Genomic DNA, 16,280 nt, shown 5'->3' with positions numbered 1-16,280 from the left:
GAAGGGGGACGGGGTCACGCTCAACCCACGGTGCAGGGCGCGCCGTTCAGCGAGAATCCGGCCGGCGGGGCGTTGCTGGCGCTCCACCGCCCCTGGATGCCGAAGGACGCGGAGCCGCTCGGCGCGATGACGCGGTTCCAGTCGACGTTGCGGGCGGTCACCGTGGCACCCGTCTGGGCGATCGTGGCGTTCCATCCCGAGGTGACCTGCTGGTCTCCCGGGAAGCCGAAGGTGACCGTCCAACCGTCGATCGGCGTCGCCCCGGAATTCTGGATCGTCACGGTGGCCACGAAACCGCCCTGCCACTGGGACTGGTTCCGGTAGGTCACCTGGCAGGTAGAGGGCGGCGGAGGCGGAGGCGGCGAGGACGGCGGAGGCGACGTCGGATCGGACGTCGTGGGCAGCTCGACCGTGTTGGAGGCGATCGACACGTTGCCCACCGCGTCCCGGGCACGCACGTAGTACAGGTTGTGCAGCGGCGTCGAGGCGGGCAGAGATACCGTGTACGTCGTTGCGCTCACGGTGGCGACCAGCCTTGAGGTGAACCAGCCGTCGAACCGGTAGACGTCGTACCCGAGGACGCCGACGTTGTCCGTCGACGGCGACCAGGACAGCGTGGCGGTCGAGGCGGTCACCGCGCCGACGGTCAGGTTCTGCGGGGCGCTCGGCGGGGTGGTGTCCGGGCCGGTGTCCGCCACCGGGGTGACGACTGTCAACACGTCCCCGTAGCTCGATCGGTGGCCGAGGGAGTCCCGGGCGGACACCCGGAACGAGTACTGCCAGCCCGGCCGGATGTAGTTGGTGATCGTGGTGGTGGTGACGGGCCCGACGCTGGCGCTGTAGATGACATCGCTGAACGCCTCGTAGTACATGATGTCGTAGCCCTCGATGGCGCAACAGCCGCGCGTGGAAGCTGTCCAGGTGAGGGTGACCGAGCCGGTGCGGACCTGGCTGGCAGCCAGGTTGGTGGGCACGCTCGGCGGGAAGGGTGAGGTGCTCGGCGTGCTGGGCGCCGAGGTCGGCGACGCGGGCCCGGTCGGGTCGGCCGCCCCAGCGGGGGCCGGTGCGACCCCGGGATAAGCGGCGGCGGCCGGTGCCGTGCCGGCGTCGGCCGCCGGTGCGACGCTCAGAGCGGACGCGAGTACCGCCGTCGACAGCGCGGCCGCAGCCAGCAGGCCCGGCCGGAGGCGGCGGAACAGCGAGGACGAGAAGACGCCTGTCATACCTCGACGATGACGCAGTGCATCGATGATCGCCAATGCATCTCACGCCTCGGTCGATGCTCTTAATGGGCTACCCGTCAGACGACGGTGCGCGACCACTGCTGATTGTCGCCGGTGTTGCACGTGTACTGCTTGAGGATCACCCCGTCCGCTGTCGACGCGGCCGGTACGTCCACGCACTTGCCGCTGTGGCGCGCCCGGAGCTGGAAGTAGCCGCCGCTGGTGACCATCTGGAACTGCTGGTTGGCGCCGGCGCCACAGGTGTACTGGACGAGTTCGGCACCGTCGGCGGTCGAGGCGCTCACCACGTCGAGGCACTTCCCGCTGTGCCTGCTGATGATGCGCCAGTAGCCGCTGCCGGCATCCTGGAACTGCCACTGCTGCCAGGCGCTGCCGCCGTACGTGTACTGGCCGACGCGCGCGCCGTTGTCGGTGTTCGGTTGCTGGACGTCCATGGCCTTGCCGCTGTGCCGCACGGTGATCCGGTAGTACGTACCCGTCGAAGGCGGGGGCGTCGTGGGACCGCCACCGATGGTGTCGCCCCACGCGTACCGGATCTGGTCGGCGCCGGAGGTGTTGCGCACGGTGAGGTTGAGGTCGGTGCCGGTACCGCTCAGGGAGAACATCGAGTACCAGTCGTAGCCGATGGTGCCGGGCTTGCCGCCGAGGGCGGGCCAGTAGGTGCCGCCCATCTGGTTGTCGCGCATGACCTGGGCCATGGCGCGGATGTGCCGCACGAAGTTGTCGCTGCTGCCCGCGTCGGCGTAGTTGCGGCCGTCGTTCATGGGCGCGCCGAACTCGGTCGCCACCGCGCGGGAGGCGCAGTTGCCGAGGCGGGTCTGGATGTGGCTCCGGAAGGCGTCATAGGTCATCGCGCCGTAGAAGAAGGCATAGTGGTGGAAGGACAGCAGCGTCGAGGCGAAGCGGCTGTCGTTGCAGATGTCCCGCAGGTCCTGGCTGAAGCCGGTGCCGCCGATGAGCACCCGGCCGGGCACCGCCGAGTAGTGGTAGCTGAGCCAGTTCGCCGCGACGTTGCGCCACTCCGCCGAGCTGTAACCGTGCGGCTCGTTCATCGGCTCGAAGTAGACGCTCGTGTTCGCCCCGTACGTGTTCGTCACAGTGGACCACATGGCGTTCCACGCGGCGAGGTTCGTGATCCGTCCGCCGGAGGCGGCGCCGTCCTCCCAGTACGCGAGGATGACCTTGAAGCCGCGCGCGGTGGCAGCGTCGATGGCGCCTCGGTACGCCTCCCACCACGCCGTCCCGACCGTGTGGGTGTTGATGGGCAGCCGGACGGTGTTGACTCCCATTGTGGAGGCCATGTCGTCGTAGAGGGCGTTCGCCTTGGCCCGCACCGTCGCATTGCTGTCGGAGGCACTCAGGCCCTGCACGACGAGCGGGCCGGTGCTGAAGTTGTCACCCAGCACCGCCCAGTTCATGCCTCGGAACTGGTTGGTGGCGGCGGTGGCGGGCGACGACGTGACGACGATGGCGCCGACAAGCACTGTCAACGCGGTCACCAGAGTGATCGCCAGCCGACGTGCCGACCTGATCCGTGTCATGACATGTCCAATCGGTGTGGGCTCAGACGACGTTCAGCTCGTCACGCGGAAGGTGGCGTCGGCGCGGCTCTGCGCGTCGGTGACCGGATCGAGCCGGAGCAGGTAGTTGTAGTGCCTGATGTAGCGGTCGGGGTGGCTGTAGGACTGGAACGACGTCCACGACGAGTTGGCGAGGCCGGCGACCTGCCGGAACGTGGCGTCGGCAGCGAAGGTGGTGGTGCCGTCGTTGGCTTCCAGCCGGAAGTCGAACCCGTAGTGGCGCAGGTAGTAGCCGGGGTAGTTGACCGACTGGATGGAGACCGTGCCGGAGCCGGCGAGGCCGGGCACCAACCGCCACTGGCCGTCCTGGGCGGGGCTGACGTTCGCGTCGACGCGGGCGTCGTAGTTGGCGTGCCGCACGTACCGGTCCTGGAGGTTGTACGACTGGATCCGGTTGACCGCTGTGGCGGGCCAGCGGGCGAGCACGCGGCTCTGTTCGGCGGCGGTCAGGTTGAGGATCGATCCGTGGCGTTTCTTGGTGCCACCCAGGGAGTACGAGCCGGAGGCCGGCAGCCGGAAGCCACCCGGGCTCGACGGATCGGTTGTCAGCACGGGCAGGTAACCGCGCCCGCTGGCGTACTGGTCGAGGTAGAGAACCCACTCGTTGCGGGTGTTGAACTTCAGCCACATCGGGCCTTCGACCTGGGCGCCGGTCAGCCCGATGCCGGACAGGTTTCCGAGGGTCGTCCAGGTGCCGAGGATCGAGTTGCTGCCTTCGAGTGTGATCTGACCGTCCCGGGACGCCCGGACGTAGCGGTAGGCACCGACGCCGGCCGGAACCTCGACGATCTGGGTGTCGATGATCTCCTGGTTGCCGGGTCGGCTGATGTAGAGCTGCGGTGTGGTGATGCTGCGGAAGTTCGTCGTCCGCGCGTAGTAGATGCGGTGTTTGGTGACCCCGTTGAGCGGGACGTTCGTCGCCCAGTAGAGGACGTAGTCGCCGGTGGCCGGGTTCCAGATCGCCTCGGGCGCCCAGGCGTTGCGCCCGTCCGGGATGGCGCCAGCGACGTTCAGCAGCCACGGCGCCGACCAGGTGACCAGGTCGGTGGACTCCCACACGACGAAGTTGCGGCTGCCGTTGTTGATCGCTGTCGACCAGTCCTGGCCGCAGCCGATGCAGAGGTCCGTGGCGATGATCCAGTACCTGTCGCCGCCGGGCGAGCGGACCAGGACAGGGTCGCGGACACCGCGGGTGCCGATGGGGGAACGCAGGACGAGGCCACCGTTGTTGAGGTCCGTCCAGCGAAGGCCGTCGGCGCTGTGGGCGAGGTAGATCTGTTGGTCGGTCGACGACTCTCCGGTGAAGTGCGCCATCAGGTATCCGACGGTCGGGTCGAGCGCGGACGCCTCCTTCGGGGTCGCCGCCGACCATGTGGTGAACAGCAGACACGCGGCGACCGCCACCGCACACAGCCGGGAGAGGGCTCTCGACATGGTGTTTCTCCTTCGCGGATGGCCATACGAGTCAGCTGGAGGAGCGCACGAGCATCCCGTCTCGGATGATCATCAATGTTAGCGTTAACAAGATCAACCTGTTCGAGGTCGAGGACCATCGGGATCTGGAACCATGACGACCGATGCGGAGCGGTTGCCGTTTCGCACATCACGCGAAATGCGGCGCAATGTTTTGTGCTTGTTACCCTCGCGTTGCGAACAGTGTTAGCGATCGCATCGGTGAGTGTCAAGGAATCGACATGCCGGCATGGAGCAGGGCCGCGAGGCCGCTGCTGGAGGCCACCGACACCCCTCGGCCGCATCGCCCCGGGGCACCGAGCGCGCCGGGACGCATCGACCCGCAACCCGCCGGACACAGCATTGACACACTTCTCTGCCTGATCTAGCGTCTGGCCGAACCGATTCGACCACCGACTGGTCCCGCGTGGGCGGCGAGACCGGTGGCGGGATCTGGTGCCGATGAGCCGGCCGGACGCCGTGCACAACGCGTCTTCTCGGGCTCCGCTGCGGCGAGTGGTCAGCGGGGGCACCCGGACGCGACGCCGCGCGGTCGCCGCGCTTCTTCTACCTGTGGATCGATCCGTGCCGAGTGGCGGGAGCCCCATCATGACAAAACGTAGACCCCTCCTTCGTTCTCTCGCGACGGCCGCGGCTGTCGTCGTGGCCGTGGGCGCGACCGCACTGGCCGGCGGTGTGGGCGGCACCGCGTCGGCCGCGAACGTCGCGGTGGCCGCCGCCACCGCCGGGTGCGGCAAGGCACCCACGTTGACAAGCGGGCAACGGTCCATCCAGAGCAGCGGCCAGAACCGCAGTTTCATCCTGAGGATCCCCGACAACTACGACCGCAACCACGCCTACCGATTGATCTTCGGATTCCACTGGAACGGCGGCACCGCCAACGACGTCGATTCCGGTGGGTCGGACGGGGCTGCCTGGTCCTACTACGGGCTGCGGCAGCAGGCGAACAACAGCACCATTTTCGTCGCCCCCCAGGGCAACGGCAACGGCTGGGCCAACCCCGGAGGCCAGGACGTCACCTTCGTCGACGACATGATCAGGCTGATCGACGCAGACCTCTGTGTCGACACGACGCAGCGCTTCGCGCTCGGCTTCAGCTACGGCGGAGGCATGAGCTTCTCGCTCGCCTGTTCCCGAGCCGGTGTCTTCCGCGCTGTCGCGGTCTACTCGGGCGGGCAGCTCAGCGGGTGCAGCGGCGGCACCGAGCCGATCGCGTACATGGGAATCCACGGCCTTGGGGACTCGGTGCTCAACATCTCCGCCGGACGTTCTCTCCGGGACAGGTTCGTGCGGAACAACGGGTGCACCGCACAGAACCCACCCGAGCCGAGGGCGGGCAGCCTGACCCACATCACCACCACCTACTCCGGTTGCCGGGCCGGCTATCCGGTGGTGTGGGCCGCCTTCGACGGCGGGCACACCCCCGGCCCGGTGGACGGCGGTGGGGACAGCGGAGCCAGGACCTGGACCAAGGGCGAGGTGTGGAGGTTCTTCACCCAGTTCGGCAGCACCGACCCCACGCCGGGCCCGACCACCCCGCCCCCGACCACCCCGCCCCCGAGCGGCACGTCGATCCTGCGCAACACGTCCTCCGGACGGTGCCTGGACGTCAACGGCGCCTCGCAGACCAACGGGACCACGGCGATCATCTGGGACTGCCACGGCCAGACCAACCAGAGCTGGACCTCGACCGCCTCGCAGGAGCTGCGGGTCTTCGGCGGCAAGTGCCTCGACGTCAGCGGCGCCGGCACCGCGAACGGCAGCCCGGTGATCATCTGGGACTGCAACGGCCAGTCCAACCAGAAGTGGCGGCTCAATGCTGACGGCTCAATCACCGGAGTTGGTTCGGGCCGGTGCCTGGACGTCGTCAGCGGCGGCACTGCCAACGGGACACGAATCCAGATCTGGGACTGCACCGGCGCGGCCAGCCAACGATGGAGCCGAGGCTGACCCCTGCCGAGCGCCTCGGTAGGGCAACGATCCCGCGGAGTTTTCTTCGCCCCATAGGGAGGCTCAACTGTGTTAGTTCGCAAACTCTCCACCCCCTGGATAGGGGCAGCACTGGCGCTCATGACGCTGGTCGCCGTCGGAGCGTACGTCCTCACGACCGCCGCGTCGGCGGCCGCGGCCACCACTGCCGGCTGCGGCAGGGCGCCCGGGCTGAACAGCGGCACCCACACCATCCAGAGCAGTGGGAAGAGCCGCAGCTTCATCCTTCGGCTGCCCGACAACTACAACAACACCTATGCCCACCGGCTGGCCTTCGGGTTCCACTGGTTGGGAGGCACGGCCGAGCAGGTGGCGTCGGGCGGAACCGACGGAGCAGCGTGGGCCTACTACGGCATGCAGTCGCAGGCGAACAACACCACGATCTTCGTCGCCCCGCAGGGCATCGGTAACGGCTGGGGCAATTCCAATGGTGAGGACGTGACCTTCACCGACGACATGATCCGCCTGATCGACAACGCGCTCTGCGTCGATACCACACAACGTTTCTCGGTCGGTTTCAGCTACGGCGGCGCGATGAGCTACTCGTTGGCGTGTTCCCGACCCACTGTGTTCCGGGCGGTCGCGGCAATCGCGGCTCCCGGGCCGATCAGCGGGTGCAGCGGCGGCACGCAGCCGGTGGCGTACCTGGGGATCCACGGCATCAACGACAACATCTCCAGCGGACGGGCTCTGCGCGACAGGTTCGTCCGGAACAACGGCTGCGCCGCGCAGAACCCACCCGAGCCCGCACCGGGCAGCCGGACCCACATCACCACCGCCTACTCGTGCCAGAGCGGTTATCCGGTGGTCTGGGCCGCGTTCGACGGCGGCCACCAGCAGGGCCCGGTGGACGGGTGCGCCGGCTGTGAGAGCGGCGCGCGGAGCTGGGTCAAGCAGGAGGTGTGGCGGTTCTTCACCCAGTTCGGGTCCACTCCGCCGCCCACCACTCCCCCGCCGTCGACCCCGCCATCGAGCCCGCCACCAGCCCGGCAGAACGTGCTGATCGCGGGCAGCCAGTCCGGCCGGTGCATCGACATCCCCAATTCCAGCACCAGCAACGGCGCGCGGGCGCAGTTGTGGGACTGTCACGGCGGGACCAACCAGCGCTGGACCCATACCGCCAACCGCACCCTTACCGTGTACGGCAACAAATGCCTGGACGCCAGCGGAGCCGGCAGCGCCAACGGCACCGCGGTCATCATCTGGGACTGCAACGGCCAGGCGAACCAGCAGTGGAACCTGAACTCCAACGGCACCATCACCGCGGCGCAGTCGGGGCTCTGCCTCGATGCCGTCGGCGCCGGCACTGCCAACGGGACGCAACTTCACCTCTGGGCCTGCCACGGTGGCGCCAACCAGCAGTGGAGCACGCGCACCTAGCACCGCATCAGGCAGCGCCGACCACGCGCTGCCCGGCCTCTGTGCTGGGCGGCGCGTGGTCGTCAGGCCACGTCGTCGATCGCGAACTGCCACCCCGGCCGCCGCCCGTCGACCGGGATGAGGAATTCGGTAGTGCGTTGCCTCAGAACGGAGGCGCGTCCTCGCCCATCAGCGCCAGCACGGTGCCGCCCTTGCCCTGTTTGAGGCTCTGGACCACGACAGTGCCGGTGCTGCCGTCGGGCAACTCCAGACTGAAGGTCTTTCCGACTGCGTTCTTGGGGCCGTTACCGGCGCTGTTGGCAGGCCGGAAGTCGCCTGCCCACGGCGCGATCCCACCCCTGCGGGCAGGCTCGGCGAAGAGCGCGACGGTGCCGGGGGTCCTGGTGCCGTCCGACGAGAGAAGCACTGAGGTGCTGCGATAGGTAGCCATATACGGTAAGGCTATCCCGGACTGCGCTCGTTTGCGCCATGACATCCGCGCCGCCGTGCGGACGGCAGCGGAGAGCGGCCCCGCGGCGCCATCCGCCGACAGCCCGTCACCACTCGGGATGCCGGCGTCAGGTAACGAGGGCCGTGCTCCGCGGAGGGGCGGCACCCCTGACCAGGCACAACCGGCCAGGGGTGCCACCTGCGGTCAGTGCGGGCAGAGGCTGGGTACGCACCTCTGCCCGACCTGGCGCAGGACGGGCGTCACCGTCTCGCCGGCGCTTTGCCTGCGCGTCGCGAACTGACGTGCTGGTGTGTCGACCGGTTGCTCGACTCCCCCACCTGCTCGGCCTCGTGATGTGAGGTGTCCGGAGCGGTCATCCGGGCAGCGTCGCTTGTCGTTCCCCGCGACCGGTGTGACCCCGACGGCTCTGGTGCGGACGTCTCGTGCGACCCGCGCTCGCCGCCGACGTCGGTGGGCGTGGCCGCAGCTCTCCGATTCTCCATACCGGCCAGATAGGAACCTGCCCCGTACGCGGCAACGGACGTAAAGTTCAGGTAGCCCGCCGCTCGGATATTGGGCCTGTTGATCGCCAGGTAGTCGTCCGTTGACGCTTGCCGGTTCACACCCGAGACCACTGTGTAACCGGCCGCGACTCCGGCGGCGAGACCGGCGATGTCGGCGACGTCTCGGCCCAGTCGCGGAAGGTTGACCGGTGGGTTGGTGAGGTTCTCGTAGATGCTCTGCCCTCTGTTGTAGATGTCGGCACCGAGAATCGTCGCGTTGCCTGTCGCGATGGCCATCGAGACCGCAGCGGTCCGCCCGATCCCCTCGAGTGTGCTGCCGAGCGCATACAAGATCCGGGTCCGGATCTCCTCGTCTCGGCCGACCTCCCGCCAACCACCACCGGTGTTCTGCGCGACCCCCAGTTCCCCTCGATCCGTCTCGGTGATCCGGAACGAATCCGCCCGCCCCGGCTCCCGGCCGTCCCCGTCGCGGATCGAACCGGTCGGGGAACCGCCCCGGGAGTGGCCGGGGCTGGCGAGCGGGGAGCCGTTGGAGACGATCAGTTCGCTCGGGATCCCCTGGTGGGTTCCGAGCTGGAACTCCGCCCCCGACGCGGCATCGTTGACACCGCGGAGGATCTCCTCAGCGGCGCTCTGCCACGCGGCCGTGCTCTCGTCCATCTCGCCGAAGGTAGGCGGCGGCGCCACCGGGACCGCCGCGGACGCCCAGTAATCAGCGGCCGACGAGGCGAACGCGTCCTGCGCCTCCAGCACGTCCTGCTGGAGGGGGCCGTAGTCGTCGGAGAGGTGCTGACGCTGCATCAGAGTGGTGAGGTCATCGACCTCACCACTCTGCGCCCACTCGGTCGGGTGGGAGTAACTCACCGGCATCGAGGAGGACGCAACAGCCGCGAGCGGCTGCGGTGCGACGTCGACACCGCTGTTCGCATACTGCGAGGTGTTCGCGTAGTACAGCGATGTGTCCGCGTAGTACTGCGACGTGTCTGGGACGGGGGCGGTTTCCGCCCACGGGCTTACGTCGTACGTCGAGCCGTTGTCGTAGGCGTAGGGATAGGGGTTGTCGTAGGTGTAGGCGTTGTCGTCGCCCTGGTCGCTGGCGCTGCGGCTGGAGCCCTGGTAGCCGCTTCCGTGGTCGTAGGGTTGTCTGGAGTTCTGACTACGTTCCATTTCATCGTCTCCTGACGACGGCGGACGTGGATTCCCGCTCTACGCGGCACCCGGCGCGCCGGTTCAGTCCGGATCGGAGATCTTTTTTGGATGGCCCGCCGACCGTGACCAGCCGTACCCAGAACAGACCACGGCCTGCACGCGAGCGCGGCGGCACCGTGCTCGTCGCACGCCCTCTGTCGCCAGCACTACTGTGGAGGACAGTGCGCGGTGCACCTCGTAACGGGAGATTTGATCGCGTCCCGATGAGGCTGCCGAATCCCTACGACCACCCCGTGCCGAGCTTGGCGGTGGCCCGCTCGGTAATGGCCGCGACCTCCTGCTTGGCGAGCGCCGAGATCCGTCCCGCGTCCGGCTCCTTGTACCAGGGGCGCAATTTGATCACCGCCGGTCGGACGCCGGTGGCCAGCAACAGGGCTGTCCCCTTCGGCAGGGCGCGGATCCGGTCGGCAGGCAGGACGTGCTCCTGCCGGTACGAGACCGACCGCGACGAGCCGTCCCGGCTGCGCGAGACGCTGACGGTGCTCACGTCGTGCTGACCGACCAGCTTGGAGATCTTCTCCACGAAGTCGGCGTCGTCGAGCCCCGCGCCGAGCAGCTTGATTGTGGCCGCGCCCCACATCGCGTCCATGCCCGCCTCGCCCCAGACCCGGGACCCCTGCCGATAGCTCTGCAACAGGGTCACCACGTTGATCCCGCGCGAGCCGAGGTGCGAGTAGAGGTCGGGCAGGTCCGAGATCCGGCACACGTTCGCCGCCTCGTCGAGCACCGCCGTCATCGGCGGGTCCAACCGCCCGCCCATCCGCTCGGCGGCGACCACCCCGGCCCGCAGCGTCGCGTCGGCGAGTCCGGCGATCACCCCTGCGGCGGAGCCGCCGCCGTCCTTGGAGAGCAGGTAGAGGGTGTCCCGGCCGAGCACGTGCCGGTCCGGACGGAACTGCGGCAGGTACGGGTCCGGGCTTACCCACGCCAGGATGTCCGGGTCGAGCAGGCACGCCACACACTGCCGGGCGGTCTCGTAGATGCCGTCGCGGGTCTCCACGGCCCCGCGTACGGTGCCCTGCAACTGCTCGGCCATCGCCTGCATGTTCGCGTCGCGCAGCAGGTCGATCGGAGTGCGGTCGGCCGGGTCGGCCAGCCAGCCGAGCAGATCGGTGACCGAGGCCCGCCCCCGGGCGGCGGCCAGGAAGAGCGCGGTCAGGGTGTTCTGCGCCGCCGAGATCCAGAAGTCCTTCTTCGAGCTGTCGTCGTTGACCGAGGCGACGAAGTGCCCGGCCAGTCGCCGCGCGCCCTCGATCGTGACGCAGTCGGCGAGGATGTCCCACCACATCTCCCGAGGCGCGTGCGCGATGCCCTGCGGGTCGAACGTCCAGACGGTGCCGACGCGTTCCCGTTCGGCGCGGGTCACCGCGTACACGTCGGACTTGTTTGACGTCAGCAGGACCGCGCCGCGGGCACGCAGCACCCGGGGTATGGCGATGCCCGTGGATTTGCCGGCCCGGGGCGCCATCAGGTCCAGCTCCACGTCCTCGTAGGAGGAGCGCAGCTCCGGGCCGTTCGGGGACAGGTCGCCGAGCAGGTTGCCGGTCTCGTCCGGCGGCAGGTGCTTCATCCCGGCCAGCGAGGGACGCAGTTCCCGGGCGCGGGCGGCGATGCCGGCCGGGGCCAACGACGCGAGGTCGCTGCGGCGGGCCAGCCCGACGCCCTGGTTGCGCCTGTCGAGCAGCCAGCGCCCGGCCACCACTACCGGCACGACGAGGAGCGCGGCCACCACGACCATCCCGCCGTAGACCGCGTACGGGGACGCGCCGGGCCAGAGCGTGTCGAGGTCGCCGGAGACCAGGGCAAAGTACGAGCCCATTGTGAACGGCGGCGGCCGCCAGCCGTGCCCGGTCACGCCGGCGCCGAGCGTGCCGCCGGTCCAGGCGACGATGAAGAGCCCGAGGTTGGCGAGGACCACCAGGCTGAAGGCCCAGAAGAACAGGTCCGCCCCGCGTGGCGGACCGGAGGACATCTTTCCGCTCACGCCTGAAACCTCCGGCCGGCTTCGTCGCTCACCTGGGCGTACTCCGGTCGGGTGGCCAGGTTGCCCAACTCGGCCTCGGCCTCGAATACCGCCTTGCGGGCAGCCGCCCGCTCGGCGGCCTGCTGTTCGGCGTACCCGTTCTGCACCCAGCGCAGGTTGGTGTCGTGCAGGCGGCGCTCGGTGTCGGTGATGGACACCCGGATCGGGATGCCGGGCCGACCACCCACCTTGATCAGGAACCGGCCCCGGCCGGGTGGCTCCTCGTTGCTGCCGCTGCTCGCCCAGCCCGGCGGGGACGACCAGGAGGAGACCAGCTCGATCTCTCGCCGGGACAGGCCGATCACCCGGCCCAGCTCGGTCATCTCGGCGGCCGGCAGTCCGGCGCAGGCGACGATCCCGGCCCGCTCCACGAAACCGCGCGCCTTGGCCCGGTCGGCATCGGTGCCGAGTGCCTCGGCGTCCTTGAGGGTGTGGGTGATCTTCGCGTCGCCGAGGCCGAGTGAACGGTTGAGCCGGGTCAGCGCGTCGATCCGGTCGACGATGCCGGAGGCCGCCCGCAGCGGGCGCCACAACTCGTCAAGGATCGTGAAGAACCAGCGGCGCGGTGCCATGCCGGCGTCGGCCAGGGCGTGCGCGGCTGCGACCGTACCCAGCCCGTCAGACCAGGCGGCGAGCATCGCCGCCGCGGTGAGCTGGGTGTCCGACTCGCCGATCCGGGAGATGTCGATGCAGACGGCGGGGGCGTCCAGGTTGATCCGGGTCGAGGTGGCCGAGCCGAACGTGTCACCGAGCGCGCCGTCGAGGATGCCGAGCAGCGAGCGGTGCAGCGGGTCCACCGCGTCGCGGTACCGGGTCTCCTGCCCCCGGTCCAGGGTCACCGCCCGGACCCGGTCCGGGCCCTCCTCCAACACCCGCAGCAGATCCGGAAGGACCGGGGCACGACCGTTCGGGGTACGTTCCCGCAGGTGCCGCAGGCAGGCGGAGAGCACCGCCTGCTCGTGATCGTCCAGGGGCCGGCCCCGCACGATTGTCAGCAGCGCCGCCACCATGTTGAGCACCCGGCCGTGGGTCTCGGCCGCCAGCGCCTGACCGGCCTTGCCACCGATCCGTTCGGCGGCAAGCCCCATCGCTCCCGGGTCCAGCACGTTTATGCCACCGACCCCGCGACCGATCGAGATGACCTGCCCACCGAGGGCGCGGACCGTGTCTGCGTAGTCAGGCTTCAGGTCGCCGAGGACCAGCGGCACCACACCGGTGGCGGCCAGCCCCACCGCCATCCGGTTGATCAGGGTCGACTTGCCCAGGCCGGGCATGCCGAGCATGAACAGCGACGGGTTGGAGATGTACTTCGCCCGGGTGAACCACGAGATCGGGTCGCCGCACACCGTCGCGCCGGTGAAGAGATGCTGACCGAGCGGCACCCCCGACATCGGCGCGCCGGAGCCCGCCGAAAATGGCCAGAGCCCGCACGCCTGCACGGTGGTGGCCCGCCACATCGTCGGGGCGTCGAGGTAGCCGACCTTGCCGCCGCCCGGTCCGTCCCAGCCCCGTGCCGAGACCGGGACATCCCGGCGGGGCTTCGGTGGCGTGGCCTTGGCCGGCTTCGGGGCCTCGTCGTCCGGCTCACCGACCAGGCCCGTGAGCGCCGTGGACGCCCCGGCGTGCCCGACCGGCCAGCCGGCCCCGAGTTGGGTACTCACATCGCCTCCTGGAGTTCGTGCGGCAGCATGGTCTGTTCCCAGGGCAGAATTCCGGTCGGCAGGGTGCAGCTGAACGCGGCGGCCTGCATCCGGTTGGCCGGCCGCATGGAGATCCGGGCGGCACCGGTCAGGTTGCGCACCACCACCGACGCGTCGTCGAGCTGGTCGGGGCGGTCGACGGTGATGGTGAGCATCAGGGAGAACTCGACGAGCCCGGCGCCGGTGGCCTCCTCGGAGGCGGCCTGTTCGGCGGCGCGTACCTCGGCGGCGGCCCGCGCCTGCACCATGCCGCGACCCGAGGTCGCCATGAACTGGGCGGTCCGCCGGTCCGCCTCGACGATCCGGGCGGAGGTGGCCGGGTCGATCGGCCGGTAGAGCAGCGCCACGCGCTTGCGGCGGGTGCCGGCGGAGGCGTCAAGCATGGTCCGCAGCACACTGGAGCGGACCGTGCCCCGAGGTGCCAGGGTGAGCAGCCAGGTCCGCGACACCCCGGAGTCATGCTGGTACGCGTCGACCGTCTCCATGGCCGCCACCGGCCCCGCGTCGATCCACTCCAACCCGGTGCGGCCGTGCTCCGCGCGCACGCTGAGCACGTCGGCGGCGCACGCCGGGTCGTACGCGACTCGGACCACCTCGGCGATCTGCTCGACGTCGAGCGGCTCGGCCACCCCACCGCCTGCGCTGACAAGCCCGGTCAGCAGGCTCGGCACCCGGATGGCCAGGTCGGTGACGACGTCCTCCGGGTCGCGGCGAGGTCCACCCACAGGCGCGTACGTCAGGGTGATGTACGAGTTCATCTCCGACGACGCCGACGGGTAGTCGTCGACCACCTCCTGCATCACCGCGCGGGCGGCGGGCGGGGCGTCGGCGTCGAGCCGGGGAAGCACCTCGGTCGCCAGTCGAGTGCCCGGGTCGGGCGCGGTCTCCACCACCACCGACGCCCCGCGCAGCCCCGGCTCGTGGGCGAGGCGGGACAGCCACTCGCCCCAGAGCGCCACCCAGGTGTCGACCTGGTCCGGGTCGACAAGCGACCCGCCGTCGGGCTCACAGCGCAGCACGATCGTGTAGAGGTTGCGACGGCGGTGGTGCAGCACCCCGAACGGCCTGTCGTAGGCGTCCCGCCCTTCCAGGGCAACCACCCCGCTGAGCATGCCGGGCGGGGCGAACCGACCCTCGGGACGGGCCGACAGCGGCCCCGAGACGTACAGGTGCTCGCCGCGGGCCCGGCGCCGGGACCAGCCGATCCGCAGCGTCACGAGCTGATACAGGTTGCGGCCGTCCGGGGTGCGCACGGCCATGGGAACAAGGCCCAGCACGAACGGCGTACCGATCACCATCGCCGCCTGGAGCGATGCCAGGGACGCCAGCAGCACCACCACCAGCCCGCCGAAGACCCCGACAGTGCCGAGCAGGCCGAACGGTCCCAGCCCGGCGCGGCGTGGCCGGCGCCAGTTCCCGTACGTCGGTTCGATGGCGGCTTCCGTCGACATGGACCTCTCCCTCGTCTCTTCTGGTCGGCGGTCGACCGCCGACCCACTGTCAGTTGTGGCCCGCGTCGCCGTCAGCGCGCTCCACCGCGCCGGACACCATGCGCCGGCCGACCTGAGCCGCCTGGTACGTCGCGCCGATCACGGCGGCGGCGGGCCCGGCGGCGGCCGCTGCTGCGCCGGAGGCGCTCGTCGCGGCACCGGCCTGGCTCGGGGCGGGCCGTGCGCCAGCGCCGTCGCGGCCAGGCGCACCGTCGCGGCCTCCACTCCCGGAACCCCCTCCCTGGCCGTCTCTGCCGGCAGGGCCGGAGGCACCGCTGGGTGCCCGTGACCCGGACGGCCCGACACTGCCGCCGGACGACGACGCGGCGGAACTGACGACCTTCTTCGCACCTGAGGCGATCGCGCCACCGGCCGCGGAGATGGCGGTGCCGGCCGGGTCACCGGTGCCTAGCGCCGCCGTGGCCGGGACCACGAGCTTGAGCAGGGCGGGGAGCGCGATCGCCGACAGCAGCAGTACGCCGACCCCGGCTATTCGGCTGTGGATGCCGTTCTCGTAGTTGTTCCCCTGGGCGATCATCTGCGAGCCGGCGTACATGATCAGGCCGACCGCCGGTTTGTAGAGCAGCCAGGCGACCGTCCAGCCGATGTGCTTGCGCCACCAGCCGGCACCCCAGCTCGTCATGGATGCGGCGGCGGCCAGCGGAAGGGTGCCGAGCAGGAGGATCATCACGCCGAGGCGGACGTAGAGCAGCAGGACGTGCACGATGGCCGAGATCAGCAGCAGGAAGGCCAGGACCAGGAGGAGGAACGCCTCCATCCCGGAGCCGTCGTCGATGCACGGCACGCTCTTGATGATGTTCAGGGAAGCCGTGGAGAAGAGGTGCCGGGTGTAGTCGTCCGAGATGGCGGCGGCCTTGATCGCTATCCACGAGCCAGCCCCGGCCACCAGGATCACCCGGAGGAAACCGCGCAGCGCCACCTTGCCGGCCTCGGCGCGCCGATCCATCGCCATCTTGGCGGCGGCGAAGAGGATCGAGCCGATCGCCAGGTAGACGATGAGCCACTCGATCTGGTCGCTGATCATCCCGGGGACGGCCATGGAGGGCTCGCCGTCCGCCTCCGCCGAGAGGGTGGGCACCTCGTCGGTCAACTCACCGAAGATCGAGATCGCCCCGGCGAGGATCAGGTTGGCGATGATCCGGACGAACATTCCGACCGGGTTGATGATGAGCTCGAAGATGTCCTTCAGGCTGTTCAGCGGATTCGTGTCACACACG

The 16,280-nt window shown here is 69.7% G+C and carries 11 protein-coding genes; 2 read left to right on the top strand and 9 right to left on the bottom strand.

From position 1 onward, the window contains the following. Nucleotides 1-20 precede the first annotated feature (20 nt). The 3 genes from F4558_RS06995 to F4558_RS06985 form a co-directional block, all read right to left on the bottom strand. On the bottom strand, nt 21-1,223 hold the full coding sequence (locus F4558_RS06995; RefSeq protein ID WP_167943559.1) for a cellulose binding domain-containing protein: 1,203 nt from the start codon (nt 1,221-1,223) through the stop codon (nt 21-23). Between the two features lie 77 nt (nt 1,224-1,300). Then, nucleotides 1,301-2,785, bottom strand: a complete 1,485-nt coding sequence (locus tag F4558_RS06990) for an RICIN domain-containing protein (protein ID WP_167943558.1) — start codon at nt 2,783-2,785, stop codon at nt 1,301-1,303. Nucleotides 2,786-2,818: 33 nt separating this feature from the next. Next, nucleotides 2,819-4,258: a glycoside hydrolase family 43 protein gene (locus F4558_RS06985; protein ID WP_167943557.1), complete on the bottom strand. Its 1,440-nt coding sequence runs from the start codon at nt 4,256-4,258 to the stop codon at nt 2,819-2,821. A 627-nt stretch (nt 4,259-4,885) separates the two neighbouring features. Here F4558_RS06985 and F4558_RS06980 point away from each other — a divergent pair. Continuing rightward, the gene (locus F4558_RS06980; protein WP_053656525.1) at nt 4,886-6,247 is read left to right on the top strand and encodes a lectin; all 1,362 of its coding nucleotides are present in this window, start codon (nt 4,886-4,888) and stop codon (nt 6,245-6,247) included. Nucleotides 6,248-6,316: 69 nt separating this feature from the next. Further along, the gene (locus tag F4558_RS06975; RefSeq protein WP_376767495.1) at nt 6,317-7,666 is read left to right on the top strand and encodes a ricin-type beta-trefoil lectin domain protein; all 1,350 of its coding nucleotides are present in this window, start codon (nt 6,317-6,319) and stop codon (nt 7,664-7,666) included. Nucleotides 7,667-7,808: 142 nt separating this feature from the next. Here F4558_RS06975 and F4558_RS06970 read toward each other — a convergent pair whose 3' ends face one another. The 6 genes from F4558_RS06970 to F4558_RS06945 all read right to left on the bottom strand — a co-directional run bounded on the left by F4558_RS06970 (nt 7,809) and on the right by F4558_RS06945 (nt 16,279). Continuing rightward, nucleotides 7,809-8,096: a hypothetical protein gene (locus F4558_RS06970; RefSeq protein WP_209273209.1), complete on the bottom strand. Its 288-nt coding sequence runs from the start codon at nt 8,094-8,096 to the stop codon at nt 7,809-7,811. A 260-nt stretch (nt 8,097-8,356) separates the two neighbouring features. Then, on the bottom strand, nt 8,357-9,787 hold the full coding sequence (locus F4558_RS06965) for a hypothetical protein (protein ID WP_167943556.1): 1,431 nt from the start codon (nt 9,785-9,787) through the stop codon (nt 8,357-8,359). A gap of 262 nt (nt 9,788-10,049) precedes the next feature. After that, a complete protein-coding gene (locus F4558_RS06960; protein WP_312877282.1) occupies nt 10,050-11,813 on the bottom strand; it encodes a type IV secretory system conjugative DNA transfer family protein in 1,764 nt (587 codons plus the stop codon). Beyond that, the gene (locus tag F4558_RS06955) at nt 11,810-13,513 is read right to left on the bottom strand and encodes a putative type IV secretion/conjugal transfer ATPase (protein ID WP_312877281.1); all 1,704 of its coding nucleotides are present in this window, start codon (nt 13,511-13,513) and stop codon (nt 11,810-11,812) included. Before F4558_RS06955 ends, F4558_RS06960 begins: the two co-directional genes overlap by 4 nt. Beyond that, nucleotides 13,510-15,003, bottom strand: a complete 1,494-nt coding sequence (locus F4558_RS06950; protein ID WP_167943555.1) for an SCO6880 family protein — start codon at nt 15,001-15,003, stop codon at nt 13,510-13,512. The genes F4558_RS06955 and F4558_RS06950 overlap by 4 nt, the downstream gene beginning before the upstream one ends. A 49-nt stretch (nt 15,004-15,052) precedes the next feature. Continuing rightward, the gene (locus F4558_RS06945) at nt 15,053-16,279 is read right to left on the bottom strand and encodes a TrbL/VirB6 family protein (RefSeq protein ID WP_167943554.1); all 1,227 of its coding nucleotides are present in this window, start codon (nt 16,277-16,279) and stop codon (nt 15,053-15,055) included. Nucleotide 16,280 lies beyond the last annotated feature (1 nt).

Origin of the sequence: Micromonospora profundi, from assembly GCF_011927785.1 — a bacterium.
In the GTDB taxonomy this organism is placed as follows: Bacteria; Actinomycetota; Actinomycetes; order Mycobacteriales; family Micromonosporaceae; genus Micromonospora; species Micromonospora profundi.
The sequence above is the reverse complement of the archived record's forward strand: the minus strand, read 5'-3'. Positions and strand labels throughout refer to the sequence as shown.

Bases quoted from the DNA above. Each gene is read 5' to 3' on its own strand.
- F4558_RS06965 (WP_167943556.1), bottom strand. From the start codon at position 9,787: ATGGAACGTAGTCAGAACTCCAGACAACCCTACGACCACGGAAGCGGC.
- F4558_RS06990 (WP_167943558.1), bottom strand. From the start codon at position 2,785: ATGACACGGATCAGGTCGGCACGTCGGCTGGCGATCACTCTGGTGACC.
- F4558_RS06985 (WP_167943557.1), bottom strand. From the start codon at position 4,258: ATGTCGAGAGCCCTCTCCCGGCTGTGTGCGGTGGCGGTCGCCGCGTGT.
- F4558_RS06995 (WP_167943559.1), bottom strand. From the start codon at position 1,223: ATGACAGGCGTCTTCTCGTCCTCGCTGTTCCGCCGCCTCCGGCCGGGC.
- F4558_RS06980 (WP_053656525.1), top strand. From the start codon at position 4,886: ATGACAAAACGTAGACCCCTCCTTCGTTCTCTCGCGACGGCCGCGGCT.
- F4558_RS06970 (WP_209273209.1), bottom strand. From the start codon at position 8,096: ATGGCTACCTATCGCAGCACCTCAGTGCTTCTCTCGTCGGACGGCACC.
- F4558_RS06950 (WP_167943555.1), bottom strand. From the start codon at position 15,003: ATGTCGACGGAAGCCGCCATCGAACCGACGTACGGGAACTGGCGCCGG.